Origin of the sequence: Vitreoscilla massiliensis (assembly GCF_001457815.1) — a bacterium.
GTDB classification, from domain to species: Bacteria; Pseudomonadota; Gammaproteobacteria; order Burkholderiales; family Neisseriaceae; genus Vitreoscilla; species Vitreoscilla massiliensis.
On record NZ_LN898220.1, the window covers coordinates 1 to 18,154 of the forward strand.

Here is an 18,154-nt window from a genome sequence, read left to right on the forward strand (position 1 = left end):
GCTGTTTCGTTGCTGTGTCAGCAGCGAAGAAGCCGAATCTTACGCACATTCCCCATAGCCGTCAACACCTAAAGGCAAAAAGATTAAAGGAATTTGACCACATATCTGATTTACAAAGGATTTTAAGGAGAAAGAATTTTAGAAAGCAAACGGACAACACCAAAATCCTCGCGGTAACACGGAAGAAATACTAAGAATATGAGGAAATATATTGGGGAAAAGTGAAATTGAAACCCAAAACAAGTAGATTAAGTACAAAACGGATACCTTAGATGTCACTCAATACCAGAAGTAATCCGTCTTAATACCAGAAGCAACCCACTTGAGCTTGATACAAATGAACACATAAGCGGCCTGTAAATCCCGAAGATTGATTTACAGGCCGCATCTCGATGTTTCATACATATATATATAGATATTCAGTTGCACATACAGAATACATACCAAACATCCATAACGTTTCTATCACCCATGTATCAATGAAGTGGCCTGTAAATACGGTTAGGACATTTACAGGCCGCATATTTATACACCCTGATTATAGGTACAAGTTCAAAGCAACAACTCATCCATAAACCCATCCTATTATGGAAACAGCGTGACTGACACTCATATTTCAATCTATTCAAACCAGCGCATCTGCGTCACAACCTTACCCCCTCAAATAGACACAAAACACAGACCAAATCATTCAGGAGTATTTTCACTACAGGCTCAGCACTCAGAGTCTGCTTTAACAATTTCACGACAGCACATCTACATCTATATGTACATGGTTTATACAATATAAGAACACACCCTACACGCCAACCTATCCAACCTCAAAATAACGCGAATCCAATAATAAAGCGGCCTGTAACAACTACAGGCCGCTTAAAACTGCTGTGACTAGCGATTCAATCAACGAAATCAGTATCTAGGATGGCTTACAAAACACGAGCACGGACGGCTTTGCCTTTGATTTTATTGTCTTGCAACATTTGCAAAGCCAAGCCAGCGGCGGAGCGTTTTACCGCCACAAAACTCCAAATATCGTGCACTTGAATTTTGCCCACATCATCGCCGCTGATTTGTTTGCTGGCAGTCAATGCACCAACGATGTCACCAGGACGCAGTTTGTTCTTTTTGCCGCTGTCCAATTGCAAAGTCGCCATTTTCGGTTTGGTTGGCTTGGTTTGCAAAACAGCAGCATCGGGCAGAGGCTGGGCTTCTATTTTCAAACCCAAGCCTTCTTCTAATGCAATCATGCGCAACGCATCGCTGTCGGCATACAAACTTAAGGCCACGCCTTGTTGACCAGCGCGGCCAGTACGACCGATGCGGTGGGTGTGGGTATCGGCATCGTGCGCCAATTGGTAATTGAATACCGCATCGACGCTGCTGATGTCCAAACCACGCGCCGCCACATCGGTGGCCACCAACACACAAGCGCTGCCATTGGCAAATTTCACCAAGGCTTGGTCACGCTCTTTCTGGTCCAAATCGCCGTGCAAGGCCAACACGCTGAAGCCATACGACGTCAACAAATCAGCCACTTCTTGGGTTTCACGCTTGGTGGTACAAAACACAATGCTGCTTTGACCTTGGTATTGCAATAACAACAAACGCAACGCCGCCATGCGCGCATGGTTATCGCTCACTTGAAAAAATTTTTGCTCTATGCTGCTGTTGTCATGTTGCTCTTCCACTTTGATGTGCACAGGCTTGTTCAACAAACGCGCGCTCAAAGCAGCAATGGAATCAGGATAAGTGGCACTGAACAACAAGGTTTGGCGTTTTAATGGCGCTTTGGCAATAACGCTATCAAGTTCAGTTTGAAAACCCATGTCGAGCATGCGGTCGGCTTCGTCCAACACCAAGCAACGCAAGTCGTCCAAATTCAAACGGCCTTGGTCCAAATGATCCATCACCCGACCCGGTGTGCCAACAATGATGTGGGCACCGTGTTCCAAAGACGCAATTTGTGGACGTATCGGTGCGCCGCCACACAAAGTCAAAATCTTGATGTTATGGATGCTGCGCGCCAATTTGCGCAATTCCGCCGACACTTGATCGGCCAATTCACGCGTCGGACACAATACCAAGCTTTGCACACGATAATACTTCACATCCAATTGTGCCAAGATGCCCAAACCAAAAGTCGCGGTTTTACCCGAGCCAGTCTTCGCCTGTGCAATCACGTCTTGACCAGCCAATATCGGCGGCAACGCCTGCGCTTGCACCGCCGTCATGGCGCTGTAGCCCAAATCATCCAAATTACTCAATAAAGCCTGCGGCAACGGCAGGCTTGAAAATGCATTGTTACTCATCACTAATATACCCTCTCCATTCAACATTGCTCTCAAACAACATCGAAACCAGATGATTCTAAAAAATTAAATTACCACAGTATATTCACACAATTAACCCAACATACCCACCTAAAAGCAAATCAAAATGACCATTTAAGCAGTTGATTTGGCGGCAATTTAATCGCATTAAAATACTCTGCAAGATTAAATATGTAGCGTGACAAAAAGATTGGTGACGGTATGATTGATATTACCAACACAAGAATGAATATTTTAAGAGCCAAACCCTTGCAAACAGAACAATGCACACTAAATGGCAATGTCACCACTTTTCAAATGAAATAACAGGATGACAATGAAAACAAAGCCCTGTAAGAACAGGGCTTTGTTTGTATTTTGGCGGAAGCGGTGAGATTCGAACTCACGGAGGGGTATAAGCCCTCGACGGTTTTCAAGACCGTTGCATTCAACCGCTCTGCCACGCTTCCGTCTTGAGAGCGTGAATAATACGTTAATAAGACAACCTTGACAAGACAAATCATCAGACAATATCACAAAAAATTTTAAGTTGCTTGAAACTGCATTCAATTTATATTGATTTACCATCAAGAAGCAAAGCCTCACCAAACACCACTAAGCATATTGGCTATTTACAATAAAAAGCTGACATTGTACATGTTCACGCCTTTTATGACGTGAAAATAGCAATGTGACTTCACCTATACCACCTATACCAAACTATCATTAAAATGTGTTATGGATTTTTCTTCCGCCAAAATATAAAAAAAGCCCTGTAAGAACACAGGGCTTTTTTTATATTTTGGCGGAAGCGGTGAGATTCGAACTCACGGAGGGGTATAAGCCCTCGACGGTTTTCAAGACCGTTGCATTCAACCGCTCTGCCACGCTTCCGTCTTGAGAGCGTGCATAATACGTTAACAAGCACGCGTTTGCAAACCATTTTTACAAATAATTGGCATTATTTTTGCCCTTCGGCGCGCTTAAATACCCAAGTATTTGAACTTGAATCGCTTTCCGAATATGCATAGCCCTCCGCATCAAACAGTTTTAATTGTTCAACATCGGTAATTTGCTGCTCGGCCGCGTATTTCACCATCAAACCGCGCGCGCGTTTGGCGTAAAAACTGATGACTTTGTACACGCCGTTCTTTTCATCTTGGAAGACGGGCGTGATGATGGGTGTGGCAATGTCGCGGGCTTGCACCGATTTGAAGTATTCTTGTGAGGCCAAATTCACCAATACTTCGGCAGAAGCGGCCTGTAAACGCTGGTTGATGCCTTCGGTAATCTTGTTGCCCCAGAATTGGTACAAATTGTCACCGCGCGGGTTTTTCAAAGCCTTGCCCATTTCCAAACGGTAGGGCTGCATCAAATCAAACGGGCGCAACAAGCCGTACAAACCCGACAAAATGCCCAAATGTGTTTGCAAATATTGCAATGCCTCGGCGCTCAAGTGGTAGGCATCCATGCCTTCGTACACATCACCTTTGAACAAAAACAGCGCTTGCTTGCCGCCATTGTCGACACTGATGGGCAATTGAAATAAACCATTGCGCTCGACATTCAGGCGCGCAATCTTATCGGAAACGCCCATCAAGTCAGCAATGCCTTGCGGCGACAATTGTTGTAATTCGTGCATCAAGAGGCGTGTGTCTTCGGGAAAGGCGATGGCGGTGTGCTCGCTCACAGGCACCGCTGTCGTTTCATCCAAATTTTTGGCAGGGGAAATCACAAAAAACACACTCATCTCAAACATCCTTCATCACTAATGGTGATTTCATTGTAATCAAAATAAATCGCTTTGCCCAAATGTATCTGCCGATACCCAGATAGTGTAAATAAATCAATGTTAAAGCCTGTTATCAAGCTAGACTATTGCACTGCACAAGAGAATAATGCAGTGTTTTACACGAAAGACAGACATGGCAGCGGCGCAAACGAGCCCATCGCAAGTGATGGGCTCTTATATTGCATTGGTATTGATTTGGGCGGCGACCCCTTTGGCTGTGGTGTGGAGCATCAGCGGCATCCATCCGATGTGGGGCTTGATCGGGCGCTATACCTTTTCATTATTATTGATGTTGCCTTTGCTGAAAATCTTGCAACAGTCTTTTCCTGTCAATCCGCTGGCCTTAAAAAGCTATGTCGCTGGCAGCATGAATTTGATTGGTGGCCAATTTTTCATGTATTTGGCCGCCAGTTATCTGTCCTCCAGCCTGATTGCCTTGATGTACGGCTTCGCGCCCTTGCTCGCTGGGGTAGTCGGCCACTCGATTTTGAAAACCCAAAAGCTCAAATGGTTTCAATGGCTGGGCATGGTCATCGCCTTGTGTGGCTTGGTGGTGGTCTTTTTGGGCCAGCAAAACTCGGGCTTTCACCTCATCGGCGTGGGCATGATGATGATTTCGCTGGTGTCGTATGTGTTTTCTATTTTTTGGGTGAAATCGATTAATGCGCCCGTGCCAGCGATGGCACAGGCCACCGGCTCGATTGCGGTGTCGTTCTTATTGTCGATGTTAATTGTGCCATTTGTGTGGCAACACTTCCCGACAGCCATCTCCAGCGCCAAAGCCCTCAGCGGTTTGGCATTTACCGTGGTCGCTTCATCGGTGGTGGCGATGCTGTGTTATTTCTCGCTGCTGCACCAATTGGCACCGTCTACCATCGCCCTCACCAATGTGATTACGCCCATTGTCGCCATGTGCTTGGGCGCACTGCTGAACCATGAACACATCAGCTTCACCGCCGTGTGTGGCATGGTCACCGTCATCAACGGCTTGTTATTGTATTTCGGGCAAGAGTTAATCGCTTTAATAATCAAACCGAAAACCGCCTAAACACCACCATAAGCTCACCAAAAAAGCGGCCTGTAAACGATTTACAGGCCGCTTTTAACATATAACACTCACTCTTTTCATTCATCTGCTGGTCTTGTTTAAACCAGTTAAGCCTCACACTCAAAGCGCGTATTTCCCACCGCGAAAGAAACTGGCAAGCTGAGAGTAGGAATCACAAGCACACGTGATGGTACCTGTTCAGCTATGCTCGCCAACCAATTGTTCAACACCGCTCAAACTCAAAGTCTTGCACAAGCGGCCTGTAACTCCACCCAAGCTTATTTCATCAAGAGAGGGTCATGTCTAAACAGCTTATTCAGCAGTTAGTGACAGCTTACAGGCCGCTTGTGGTTTAACTGCACCATTATTGTGGCAGCCAATAGAGTGCGCTTATGGCATCATCACTCTAAGTCGATGAGAAAAGTGGAGCAAGGAGAGCACAGTGGCAACACCGGTTTACGATTGTGATTTTGTCGTCATAGGTTCGGGCTTTGGTGGCAGCGTCGCCGCCATGCGTTTGGTCGAAAAAGGATTTAAAACCATGATTTTGGAACAAGGCCAACGCTTTACGCCCGACACCTTGCCCAAAACCACGGCCGAATTAACGCGCTGGTATTTCCTGCCCAAATTGGGTTTGAAAGGCTTTTTCAGCATGCGATTGTTTGGCCACATGTTGGTGTTGCACGGCAATGCAGTCGGCGGCGGCTCCATCACCTATGCCAGCACCTTGCTCGTTCCACCCACCTCGGTGTGGCAACAAGGCACGTGGGCACAGACCAAAGCATGGGACAACGTCATGCCCAAGCACTATGCCCAAGCCGAAAAAATGCTCGGTGTTGCCGTCAACCGCCAATTCGGTTACGCCGATGACACTTTGAAAAAAATGGCCGAGGCTTATGGCGTGGGCGACAGTTTCTACCCTACCCGCGTCGGCATTTATTTTGGCGACGACGATGAACACAGCCACCCACCCATCAATGGCGACCCTTATTTTCAAGGCATGGGCCCCAAGCGCGAGCCTTGTGTGGCCTGCGGTGGCTGCATCGTCGGCTGCCGCTACCGCGCCAAAAACACCCTGGACTACAATTATTTGTATTTTGCCGAACAACGTGGCGCCGACTTGCGCCCACAAAGCCGCGTCACCCGCATTCAGCCACTCAGCGACGATGGCCGTTTGGGCTATGCCATACACTATGTCGATGCCAATAAACGCCGCCACACCCTCACCACCCGTGGCTTGGTCTTGTCGGCCGGCACTTTGGGCACGATGAAATTGCTGTTTCAAATGCGCGATGCTGGTTTGCTGCCACATCTCTCGCCAGCCTTGGGCAAAAACGTCTACACCAATGCCGAATCCATTATCGGCGTGCGCTTTGCCGGCGCGCAGCAAGACTATTCGCAAGGCGTGGCCATAGGTTCGGGCATTTATCTGAATCCGCACACCCACATCGAAGCCACGCGCTACCCCAAAGGCTCAGACACCATGGGTTTCTTGCTGACTTTTATGCATCCACATTTGCAAGGACGGGTGCCGATGTTGACGTGGTTGCGCTATGTGTTCAGCAACACCCTCAAACACCCGCGTACCATGTTGCAAGCACTGCGCCCCAAAAACTTCGCGCAAGAATGCATGATTTTCCTGTGCATGCAGACGTTGGAACACACGCTGACCATGCGCTATGAACGCGGCCTGTTTGGCAAACGCTTAAAGACGCTGGGCCACAAAATCCCCGCCACCATCCCCGAAGCCAATGCCTTTGCCCAAGCTGCGGCCAAACTCACTGGAGGCATGGCGATGACGTGTTTGGTCGATGTGTTTTTGAACATCCCGATTACCGCCCACTGCATGGGCGGCTGTGCCATCGCCGCCACGCCTGAACACGGCGTCTGCGATGCCCAGCACCAAGTCTTTGGTTACCAGCATTTTTACATTTGTGATGGCTCCAACATTTCCGCCAATTTGGGCGTTAACCCCAGCTTAACCATTACCGCACTCGCCGAAGCGGCGATGAGTGAACTGCCAGCGGCGGATGCGTATCAGTGGTAAGCATCTACATGGCTATGGTTCTGTCAGCCTGTGCTGTATTGCTTTGTAAAGAATACCAGCGGCCTGTAAACCGATATCTCTGAATTTACAGGCCGCTTAATGTGTTCAATTTGCTCTATTACACAGCGCGTCCAAATAATGCGCATGCAAACACAACAACACACCATCACCATTAGCACACCCATAATATGCAGTGTATTTTTCTGCCATAAGGGTGGCTGTTCATGGCCATACAGTGCTGACTATCGGTGTTGGCATTGCACCGAAAGATAAAATGATAAGCGGCCTGTAAACATCCATCACGAGGTTTACAGGCCGCTTAAATAGCCAAAGTCGCGCAACAACACATTTCTTAGCCAATCAATTACCGTATCGCTGCCATAAGGCGTATTTCTCCATCATTGTGATAATGCTCCATATGGGCATCATATGCTTATCAGCACTGTGTCTGCACTACCTGTCTACGAAGTGTTTACAGTCAGTGTTTACAGTCAGTGTTTACAGTCAGTGTTTACAGTCAGTGTTTACAGTCAGTGTTTACAGCCAGTGTTTACAGTCAGTGTTTACAGCCAGTGTTTACAGCAAACGCAAACCGACTTTTTTGCAGATAAAGCAGCCTGTAAACCTTGTGATGGATCGTTACAAACCGCATTGATGTTATCCAGCCATTCAAACAACTTCATGCTCACGATGAAAGTGTGTTTCAGTATCCCTGCCCTATTTCCATCCCGTGTTTCTCTGTCACCTGCATGCACAATCAGCACCACAGGCGATATAATAAAGATAGTTACTTAAATAGAAAACAAAACACTGATTACAATGCGGCCTGTAAACACTAACGATAAGGTTTACAGGCCGCTTCTTGAGTTTGGAAATACTCAGCCTGCACTGACTGAGTATGCAATGCTTACAAGCAACGGTGTCTTAAGGCCGGCAGCTTGCTGCGCACCGATTGCACTTTTTGGGTATCGATGTCGGCGATGACCACGCCCTCGTGATTGGCCAATTCGTTGACGATATTGCCCCAAGGGTCGATGAGCATGGACTGACCCCAAGTTTGGCGGCCGTTTTCATGCACGCCACCTTGACCACAGGCCAGCACATAACATTGGTTTTCCACCGCACGGGCGCGCAGCAGCAATTCCCAATGCGCTTGGCCGGTGGTATGGGTAAACGCCGCTGGCAATAACATCACGTCAAACGGCAATTGCGCGCGGAAAAACTCGGGGAAACGCACATCGTAGCAAATGCCTTGCGCCACTTGGATGCCATCAATCTCCAATTTCGGCACTTCTAAGCCGGCCAGTATCGTGTCCGATTCTTGATACGACTCACCCAAACCTTGAAAGCCAAACAAATGCATTTTGTCGTAACGACCGATTAATTCACCGTCACGGTTGTAAGTGAGCATGGTGTTCAAGACTTTGTTGTCGTCGCCGCTTTGCAAAGGAATGGTGCCTCCGATGATGACCATGCCCAAACGCTTGGCGGTGGCCGCCAAAAAGTCTTGCAACACCCCTTGGCCAAAGGTTTCGGCAATGGCGAGTTTGTCGGTGTCTTTTTGCCCCATAATCGGCCAATACTCAGGCAACAGCGCCCACTGAGCACCTTGCGCGGCGGCTTGTTCCAACAAGCGCTCGGCCGTGGCCATATTGTGTTCTCGGTTGGTGCTGGACACCATTTGTATCGCTGCTACTTTGATGTGCATGCTCAAATCCTCAGTAGGTGGTGGTACTCGACTGTTCAGGCCGCTTTGAAGAGGCTATGATAACCGCCATTGTCTCTTTTGTGCAGCCCAACATCATGACCTTAGATTATCTGCAACAAGCCCGCCCCTATTCTGTGTATTTGCAACGCCAACTCGACAGCCAGCGCTTGAATCTGGATTTGCTGCAAACTTGGCTCAGCCGCCCCTTAAGCGCGGAGGATTTTGCCGCGTTTGCCCCTTGGCAAGAGATGATTGTGGCGCGCGATGAGGACAGCATGAGTCGGCAATTGCGCATCTTGCGCCGCCATGTGATGTGTCAAATCATGGTGCGCGATTTGTGCCACTTGGCGCCTTTGAGCGAGGTCACCACCAGCATTACCTTGTTTGCCGACTTCGCCGTCAATACGGCGCTGGCCTATGCCGAGCACCATTATGAGCACATGTATGGCAAGCCGATAGGCGGCTTCACTGGCAATGAGCAACACTTAACCGTGGTTGGCATGGGCAAGATGGGTGGCTATGAGCTGAATGTGTCGTCTGACATAGATTTGATTTTTGTGTTTCCCGAAGCGGGCGACACCGATGGCAAACGCTCGAAAAGCAATGTCGAATTTTTCACCAAAGTCGGCCAAAAAATCATTTCCTTGGTCGGCGATATCACTGCTGAAGGTCAAGTGTTCCGCGTTGACATGCGTTTGCGCCCTGATGGCGATGCGGGTGCTTTGGTATTGAGCGAGTCGGCATTAGAGCGCTATTTGATTACACAAGGGCGCGAATGGGAGCGCTATGCGTGGATCAAAGGCCGCGTCATCAGCCCAGGTCAAAACGACATAGCCAGCTTGGTGCGCCCGTTTGTGTACCGCAAATACTTGGATTTTGATGCTTACGAGGGCATGCGCTCTTTGCACAGCCAAATTCGCCAAGAAGTCAGCAAAAAAGGCATGCAAGACAACATCAAACTCGGCGCCGGCGGCATACGCGAGGTCGAATTCATCGCGCAGGTGTTCCAGCTCATCCGCGGCGGCCAATTGCGGCAATTGCAGCGCAAAGACACACAAGGCACGTTGGGCTTATTGGTGGAATTGCGCATCTTAGAAGCTAAGACCAGTGAACAATTGCTGGCCGCTTACCGCTTCTTGCGCGACACCGAACACCGTTTGCAATATTGGGACGACCAACAAACCCAAACCCTGCCCGACAGCCCTGAGCACCAATTGGTGTTGGCGCAAAGCATGGGTTTTGATGATTACGCTGGCTTTCAGGCCGTGTTACAACAACACCGCGACTTCGTCAATCAGGTCTTCAGCCAAGTGTTGGGCGACACCCCCAGCAATCCCGATGCGGAAATTGCCACCGAATACCACAGCATGTGGCAAGACGATGCCAACGACGAGGTCATGGCCGAACGTTTACAAGCGCATGGCTTTGCGGCCGAACCCATCATAGACAGACTGAACGCCATACGCCAAAGCAGCCGCTACCGCCATCTGAGCAATACTGCCCACACGCGTTTGAACAAATTGATGCCGTATTTGTTTGCCGCCGCCGCGGAAACCGACGATGCCACCAAAACCGTCATCCGCTTGATAGACTTTATCGACACCATTATCCGCCGTTCATCATATTTGGCCTTGCTGCATGAAAAGCCTGAAGCCTTAAAGCGTTTGGCCCATATCATCGGCAACAGCCAATGGCTGGCCTCGTATTTAAGCCGCCACCCCATCTTATTGGATGACTTGCTGGGCAGCCAATTGCAAGTCAAAGAATTCGACTGGCAAGCGTCCTGTAAACAGCTCAACGCCAATATGATCGCTTGCCACGGGGACGTTGAGGCACAAATGGACGCTTTGCGGCATTACCAACATTCGCAAGTTTTTCGCTTAGCTGTCCAAGACTTAGATGGCTTGTGGACGGTAGAAGCCATATCCGACGAGCTTTCGGCACTGGCCGACTGCGTGCTCAATACCACCTTATTGCAGCTGTGGAGCGGCCTGAAAAACACCCATACCGAGGTGCCCCAAATTGGCATCATCGGCTATGGCAAGCTCGGCGGCAAAGAGTTGGGCTATGCTTCTGATTTGGATATCGTTTTTATTTACAACGACTCACATCCAGACGCTGCCGCCAATTATTCCCGCCTCATCCGCAGACTGACCACATGGCTCTCCGCCACCACCGCCGCAGGCGGCCTGTACGATGTGGATTTGCGTTTGCGCCCCGATGGCGATGCCGGCCAAGCCTGTGTATCGGTCGAAGCATTCAGAAAATACCAATTGGAAAAAGCCTGGACGTGGGAACACCAATCGCTGACCCGCGCCCGTTTTGTATGCGGCGCAACAGAAGTCGCCACCGGTTTTGAAGAAGTGCGCCACACCATTTTGACCCAACAGCGTGACCCGCTTGCATTGCAAACCGAAATCATCGCCATGCGTGAAAAAATGCTCCCCACCCACCCGCCACGCGAAGACAGCGTCAAGTACGCCCGCGGTGGCATTGTCGATGTGGAATTCATCGTTCAGTATTTAATTTTAGCGCATTCGCATATTTTCCCACAATTGACACAAAATTATGGCAATATAGCACTCTTAGGAATTGCCGCTGATTTGGGTTTGATTGACTTAAATCTAGCTCGAAATTCACAGGAAGCGTATCGTTATTACCGTAAGGTACAGCATTTGAGTAATTTGAAAGACAATGCCAAGGTTGAAGTGAACAGCACTTTGCTTAAGCATTACGAATATGTGCAGCAATTGTGGCAATGTTGTTTTAATAGCTACCGTTAAATTAAAATACAGCCCATTGGTCCTCTTTTACCAAATGTCATATTAAAAGGCATTTATATTGCTCACATTTACAAAAAATAACAAATATTTTGTGAGAATGTAAATGAATCCAAAAAACCGTGGATTTACTTTAATTGAGTTGATGATAGTCATCGCAATTATTGGTATATTAGCTGCGATTGCTTTACCTATATACCAAGACTATATTGTTAAAACTCAGTTAAGTCGCGTTAATTATGAATTGAACAGTACCCGTAATACCATTGAAACCATTATCGCAAATGGCAATATTCCTACATTGATTCCATCTGAAGATGGACAAGTAATAGGTAACAGAAGAAAAGAATACATAGGGTTAGACCAAAACAACCCACAGTCTAATCTTATTTATAGCCTGAGCCTAGTAAACTCTTCTCCTGGCGTTGAAATCAGAGCCGTCATGGATAGAGATGCTGCTACTAATATCAAAAACACTGTTTTTATATATAGCAGATCAAGTACGGGGGAATGGCATTGTAAACTGGATGTTAGCGGGGCTGAATATTGGAAAGATTCTTATGCTCCTAATAGCTGCCCAGCCATACCATAAAGTTTACATTTAAAATTTGGCACACCAATTGCTGAAGCAATACTGTGCTACAAACAATTCGGCTTATACCTCTTAACCAATGTAAACCGGATAATTTATTTTAATAATTCAGGAGCTAACACATGAAAGCTTTACAAAAAGGTTTTACCTTAATTGAGTTGATGATTGTAATCGCAATTATCGGTATCTTGGCTGCCATTGCTTTACCTATGTACCAAGATTACATTTCTAAATCACAAATTACCCGTGTGGTTGGTGAACTGGCTGCTGCTAAAACTGGTATTGATGCCGCCTTATTTGACGGCAAAACTCCTGTTTTGGATGAAGGTACAACAGCCACAACTGAAGTAGGTATGGGCTTGCAAACCACTGGCGGTACTGTTCGCTCTAATTTAATTAATACTTTGGCTACTACATTTGCTGCAGGTACTGGTGCAGGTTCTGTAACTGCCACATTAGGCCGTAATGCCAATGCGGATATCCATACTGCAACTATCGCCCAAAACCGTGATGCTCAAGGTGTTTGGACTTGCCACATCCAAGCAGGTACTGCGACTGGCTGGAAAGACAAATTTATTCCTAATGGTTGCGAAAACTCTGCTGCACCTAACTAATTATATATTTAAGATGAAAACCTTCAATCTTAATTAAATAATAAAAGACCACCTTCTTGGTGGTCTTTTATTTATCACTTTTCAAATATATTTTAGCATGACCAGTTGAGTTTTCTTATGCAAACACATTGGCTCCAACGTAATTACCAGTTACCCAAATTATCCATTAATACTGTTTTTTGGTTTATTTGCTTACTCGCTCTTCCCAATATCTTATTTTGGATATTAGCTTATTATTTTGGTACTTCTCGCCCCATTCTCAATACAGATTACTATTTGGCTGTTTTGCTACTCATCATTCCAAATAAATTTTTTAAGTACTGTGGCATTCTCTTGTATCTGCTCTTCAGTATTTTTGATGGTTTAGCATTCACCATCCAAGTATTTCCCTTTTTGGATCTTGGAGCAATTCGCTATCTGTTACCATTTACTATGCTGGCACCTACCCGCTATCTTATACTGGGAACACTGTTATTTGTTACTATCATTTTTACAGCCATAGCTATGCTACGCATCTCTCACAAACAAAACATAATTTACTCTCTATTAGGTATCTTATTGTTTGCCATATTGTCATATGGGCTAAAAGAGAACAAATATGCGACTTACGCAGGTGGCATTATGGGCCGAGATAATTATTATTGGGTGCAAAGCCAAACGTATTTGTATACTAATACTACTGAGTCGGACTTTGCCGACTGGATGCATACCGAACCACAAATTAGTGCTTATCCAGTAAAAAAAGAGCGCGCAGCTAGCCACTTAACCACACCATATTCAAATAAAATTTTATATGTGGTATCAGAATCTTGGGGATACCCAAGAACCAAACATGCACAACAATTTATGCTAGAAAAAATTGCATCGCTACCCGATATAGAATATTTACAAGAAGGATATTTTGATTTCCCAGGGTCAACCGTTCAAGGAGAAATGAGGGAACTATGCGATTTCAATATAAAAAATGGTTATGCGTTTAACCAAATTCCAGCAGAAAAATTTTCTAATTGCATACCTGCTCAACTCAATAAAAACCATTACTATACTTACGCCATGCATGGAACCAGTGGACGATTATATGACAGATATAATTGGTATCCTAAAGCAGGATTTCAAACCACTTTCTTTGGGGAAAACTTTCCAACACTTAAACGCTGTGTTGCATTTAATGGCGTTTGCGATACAGAGCTATTTAAAATTGTCGCAGATACTTTTCAGCAAAGACAAAATGATAAAATATTTTTTTATTGGTTAACATTAACTTCACATTCCCCCTACCCTAAAGAAGATATCGTTAACCAGCGCTTTAATTGTCAACAGTTTAACATGCCTACTGATGGCGATATTTGTCGAAATGCACAATTACAAACTCAATTCTTAGATAATCTGGCACAATTAATGAGTATGCCACAAATGAAAGGTGTAGAAGTAATTATTGTAGGTGATCATATGCCACCAATTCTTACCAATGAGCCTATACACCCTTTCCTGAGATGGCAAGATGTCAGCTGGTTACATTTTAAAATTAAACCATAAATCATCAATCGAAAATAATCATGAATTCCATTTTATTTAAAAAAAAATTAAAGGCCTTTAGCCTACACTTACTGACATCTTTAATCATATTTGGATTGATTTTTATTTGGATACAACAATACCTGTATCCCTCCATCTATTTCACCATGGCAGGAGGAATACAAGGTGTACTTTTGGTTTTTTTTGTGGATGTTTTTCTCGGTCCATTATTAACATTCATGGTCTATAACCCTTTGAAGCAAAAAAAAGAAATTATCACTGATTTCAGCGTGATTATCATTGTACAACTAGCTGCACTCACTTATGGACTAAATATTGTTTACCAAGAACATCCCAAACTGGTGGTACTTTATCAATATGGCAATGCTATACTGATTAAACAAAGTGAATATGCCAGCAGTGATGAATTTAAAAATATTCCATTAGAAGAAATGCCTAAAATTGCTGGTATTCCATCAGTATCCTATCTAGTACATAATGGTAAACCTATTTTGGGTAACCCACTTCAAAATCCTAAATTACTAAACTCAGCTGATTCAGAAACACGAAAACATATCGAAAATTCCCAAAAAAATCAACTTTTCCTACAAGAATTAGAAGCCAAACATGGTAAAGGAATCACAATTGCTCTTATGGGGAAATATACTGGTGCATATGTACTATTAAGTAAAGACTTTAAATTAATTAGCACTTTTGGAGAACAGCCACTTAATTAATAAGCATGTTTATCATGCATTTTCTAAATACTACAACTTAATAAATTTGGAGTTTCCCCTAGACAACTAGATTAAATTAAAGTAAAAATTTCCATTTTAAAACAACTAGTAAGAATGAATTTAACCTAGTTATCTAGGACAGCCCCAAGTTTTAACATGGCCCGCCGAGTTTTAACCGATGATATTTGGCTGCAAATTCAAGATACCATGAAGTTTTATGGCTGTTACCGTTCCAAAAACAGCAAAAATATCATGGAGGCAATTTTGTGGAAACTTCGCACTGGGGCAACATGGCTAGATATTCCTGAAGATTTGTATCCTTGGCAAACGACTTACAATCGCTTTAATCGCTGGGCCATCAAGGGTTTATGGGACAAATTTTTTTTAAACTACGAGGCGTATTGGATACAAAACGGGTATTCATTGATGGAAGCTACGTCCGCGCTCATCAGCATGCGAGTGGAGCTAGGCGTGGTGAGGCTCGAGCAATTGGCCGCTCACGAGGTGGCACAACTACAAAAATACACTTGGCCGTCGATGCGAACGGACATCCGCTTGATTTTGAAATCACTGGGGGCGAAACCCACGACAGTCAAGTTGCACCGCAGCTGATAGCGTTGGTTCAAACTGGCCATTATTTGATTGCTGATAAGGGCTATGACTCTGAAAAAATAAGAGAATCTTCAAGAAAACATGGCATGATTCCAGTCATCCCTAGAAAATCCAACAGCATCAAAAGCAATCCAGAATTCAACCGTTATTTATACGGCTTACGCCATGTGGTTGAAAATGCATTTGCCGTTTGAAGCATTTCAGAGGTATTGCAACATGTTTTGACAAATTAGTCCGCAATTACAAGGCCTGCTACAACTGGCTTGTATCTTTATTTGGAGTAAGGCCAAATGAAAACACGCCCTAAGCTACTTGAATACGCGGTTTTCTGCCCACTGAATGTTTGCGAATCTATCTACCTTCAGTTGAAACTCACTTTGCATTTGTTCTCTTCGTTCATTTGGTAACTCATTCGTATCACTTAGAGGATAATACTTGAGCATAAAATTAGTGGATCATTACAGTTCAATGATATTCCTAAAGTGTACTTTGAACTATATTTAAAGTAATAAGAATGACCCATGGCTTGGCTCCAAAAGCTCATTATTCCATTAATGTGGTTGCTCCTGTCTGCAAAGTAAGAGCTATGATTGATGTGAAAATGACTAAAGTCACTTACATCTAGTGCATCATAGCTTTTGTAATTATCCTTATAAACAATGCAGACTGGCTATACTTGCTTTCGAGCAATATGCAGTAAGGATTTAAGTACCACTTTTTCTCATAGAATTACTCTAACCTCAAGTTAAATATTTTTAGTTGACTCAGACTCTCCAAAATATTAACGCATACAATATTATCTATTATCATATTAAATACCTTATAACTTTCGTAACAATTCAGTATTACCAAATTGCCAAAAATATGGCGCGAGAACAGGGCCGTAACTTTTGGATATATTCTCAATTTCACTACTACTATCCCATAAACTAAAATTCGGATACTGAATATACAGAAGTACAATAGCTAAACACATAACTAACATTTTTATAGTAAACTGTTTATGAATCCCCAAAATAGGCTGTGAAATAGATGGAAGTAAACTTAAACAATATGCAATCAATATACTATTTAAGAACTGTGTATGAGGATAAACCATAGACCCAGACAACATTGAATTAATTCCTATAGCAACTAATCCAGATATTGCTGTTGGTGGTAAGTTCCTACTTTGTATTAAAATAAGTATAAAAAGCCAAATACAGAACAAACTCAGAAGTAAGCCTAGTACACCATACTCTGTACACTATTGTAAAACCAAGTTATGTGGATGAAATACAAAAACATAGCTTATGTTATCGTGACTTCCAAATAAGTAATTTTTTTATTATTTCCCATGCTGTTTGAATTAATTGCCACCGCCCACTAGGGCGTGTTCTCATTTCAAATCTGAAATAAGCCACTCCTAAAACTTATGTTATAGAATGAAATATATGTTTATTTGATAAAAGTTTTAACATGGCCCGCCGAGTTTTAACCGATGATATTTGGCTGCAAATTCAAGATACCATGAAGTTTTATGGCTGCTACCGTTCCAAAAATAGCAAAAATATCATGGAGGCCATTTTGTGGAAACTTCGCACTGGAGCGACATGGCGAGATATTCCTGAAGATTTGTATCCTTGGCAAACGACTTACAATCGCTTTAATCGCTGGGCCATCAAGGGTTTATGGGACAAATTTTTTTTAAACTACGAGGCGTATTGGATACAGAACGGGTATTCATCGACGGAAGCTACGTCCGCGCTCATCAGCATGCGAGTGGAGCTAGGCGTGGTGAGGCTCGAGCAATTGGCCGCTCACGAGGTGGCACAACTACAAAAATACACTTGGCCGTCGATGCGAACGGACATCCGCTTGATTTTGAAATCACTGGGGGCGCAACCCACGACAGTCAAGTTGCACCGCAGCTGATCGCCTTGGTTCCAGCCGGCCATTATTTGGTCGCTGATAAGGGCTATGACTCTGAAAAGATAAGAGAATCTTCAAGAAAACATGGAATGATTCCCGTCATCCCTAGAAAATCCAACAGCACCAAAAGTAATCCGGAATTTAGCCGTTATTTATACGGCTTACGCTATGTGGTTGAAAATGCATTTGCCCGCTTGAAGCATTTCAGAGGTATTGCAACGCGTTTTGACAAATTAGCCCGCAATTACAAGGCCATGCTACGACTGGCTTGTATCTTTATTTGGTGTAAGGCCAAATGAGAACACGCCCTAGAATCATATCTTTGTAACTGATTCAACAATACAAAATTTTGTAAATATGAGAACAAACAGGTCAATATCACTGCAATGACGACACCTAACAATATAGGCTTACACCATCGCCAGCTTCGATACCAAAATATGGAAAACAACATTCCCGCAACGATAGAAATACAAACAGCCCTAGCCC

At 44.6% G+C, this 18,154-nt stretch carries 11 protein-coding genes, 2 tRNA genes and 2 pseudogenes; 9 read left to right on the plus strand and 6 right to left on the minus strand.

Going from position 1 to position 18,154, the window contains the following annotated elements:
- Positions 1-926: 926 nt before the first annotated feature.
- The 4 genes from dbpA to yaaA all read right to left on the minus strand — a co-directional run bounded on the left by dbpA (position 927) and on the right by yaaA (position 4,053).
- Positions 927-2,309, minus strand: a complete 1,383-nt coding sequence (gene dbpA / locus BN3003_RS08805) for an ATP-dependent RNA helicase DbpA (protein ID WP_058356296.1) — start codon at positions 2,307-2,309, stop codon at positions 927-929.
- A 379-nt stretch (positions 2,310-2,688) separates the two neighbouring features.
- A tRNA-Ser gene (locus BN3003_RS08810) sits at positions 2,689-2,779 on the minus strand.
- Between the two features lie 333 nt (positions 2,780-3,112).
- Positions 3,113-3,203 (minus strand) — tRNA-Ser (locus tag BN3003_RS08815).
- 67 nt (positions 3,204-3,270) lie between these two features.
- Positions 3,271-4,053: a peroxide stress protein YaaA gene (gene yaaA / locus BN3003_RS08820; protein WP_058356781.1), complete on the minus strand. Its 783-nt coding sequence runs from the start codon at positions 4,051-4,053 to the stop codon at positions 3,271-3,273.
- Between the two features lie 181 nt (positions 4,054-4,234).
- On the opposite strand from yaaA, the gene BN3003_RS08825 reads away from it, so the two are divergent.
- Together BN3003_RS08825 and BN3003_RS08830 are read left to right on the plus strand one after the other, a co-directional pair.
- Entirely contained in the window at positions 4,235-5,149 is a 915-nt protein-coding gene (locus BN3003_RS08825) for a DMT family transporter (RefSeq protein WP_058356297.1), read from the plus strand.
- Between the two features lie 442 nt (positions 5,150-5,591).
- Positions 5,592-7,196 (plus strand): GMC family oxidoreductase, encoded by a 1,605-nt coding sequence (locus BN3003_RS08830; protein WP_058356298.1) that lies wholly within the window; start codon positions 5,592-5,594, stop codon positions 7,194-7,196.
- Between the two features lie 907 nt (positions 7,197-8,103).
- Here the strand turns inward: BN3003_RS08830 and BN3003_RS08835 are convergent.
- Positions 8,104-8,904 (minus strand): carbon-nitrogen hydrolase family protein, encoded by an 801-nt coding sequence (locus BN3003_RS08835; RefSeq protein ID WP_058356299.1) that lies wholly within the window; start codon positions 8,902-8,904, stop codon positions 8,104-8,106.
- Positions 8,905-8,999: 95 nt separating this feature from the next.
- On the opposite strand from BN3003_RS08835, the gene glnE reads away from it, so the two are divergent.
- From glnE to BN3003_RS08870, 6 genes and pseudogenes are all read left to right on the plus strand, one after another.
- Complete coding sequence (gene glnE / locus BN3003_RS08840) at positions 9,000-11,687, plus strand: bifunctional [glutamate--ammonia ligase]-adenylyl-L-tyrosine phosphorylase/[glutamate--ammonia-ligase] adenylyltransferase (RefSeq protein WP_058356782.1); 2,688 nt, start codon at positions 9,000-9,002, stop codon at positions 11,685-11,687.
- A 103-nt stretch (positions 11,688-11,790) separates the two neighbouring features.
- Positions 11,791-12,276, plus strand: a complete 486-nt coding sequence (locus BN3003_RS19125; RefSeq protein ID WP_082625643.1) for a prepilin-type N-terminal cleavage/methylation domain-containing protein — start codon at positions 11,791-11,793, stop codon at positions 12,274-12,276.
- Positions 12,277-12,398: 122 nt separating this feature from the next.
- Entirely contained in the window at positions 12,399-12,890 is a 492-nt protein-coding gene (locus BN3003_RS08850; RefSeq protein WP_058356301.1) for a pilin, read from the plus strand.
- A 117-nt stretch (positions 12,891-13,007) separates the two neighbouring features.
- Positions 13,008-14,426, plus strand: coding sequence for a sulfatase-like hydrolase/transferase (locus BN3003_RS18685; RefSeq protein ID WP_058356302.1), 1,419 nt, complete (start codon positions 13,008-13,010; stop codon positions 14,424-14,426).
- Between the two features lie 20 nt (positions 14,427-14,446).
- Entirely contained in the window at positions 14,447-15,142 is a 696-nt protein-coding gene (locus BN3003_RS08860) for a hypothetical protein (RefSeq protein ID WP_058356303.1), read from the plus strand.
- A gap of 156 nt (positions 15,143-15,298) precedes the next feature.
- Positions 15,299-16,048: pseudogene (locus tag BN3003_RS08870) on the plus strand (IS5 family transposase).
- 220 nt (positions 16,049-16,268) lie between these two features.
- On the opposite strand, the pseudogene BN3003_RS19130 reads toward BN3003_RS08870, so the two are convergent.
- Positions 16,269-16,424, minus strand: a pseudogene (locus BN3003_RS19130) (IS1595 family transposase); the annotation flags it as partial.
- A 788-nt stretch (positions 16,425-17,212) separates the two neighbouring features.
- On the opposite strand from BN3003_RS19130, the gene BN3003_RS18450 reads away from it, so the two are divergent.
- Positions 17,213-17,964 (plus strand): IS5 family transposase gene (locus tag BN3003_RS18450; protein ID WP_407701100.1). Its coding sequence is split into 2 segments (ribosomal slippage): positions 17,213-17,422 and positions 17,425-17,964, totalling 750 coding nucleotides; the frame shifts between segments, so codons are not numbered across the junction.
- Positions 17,965-18,154: the final 190 nt, after the last annotated feature.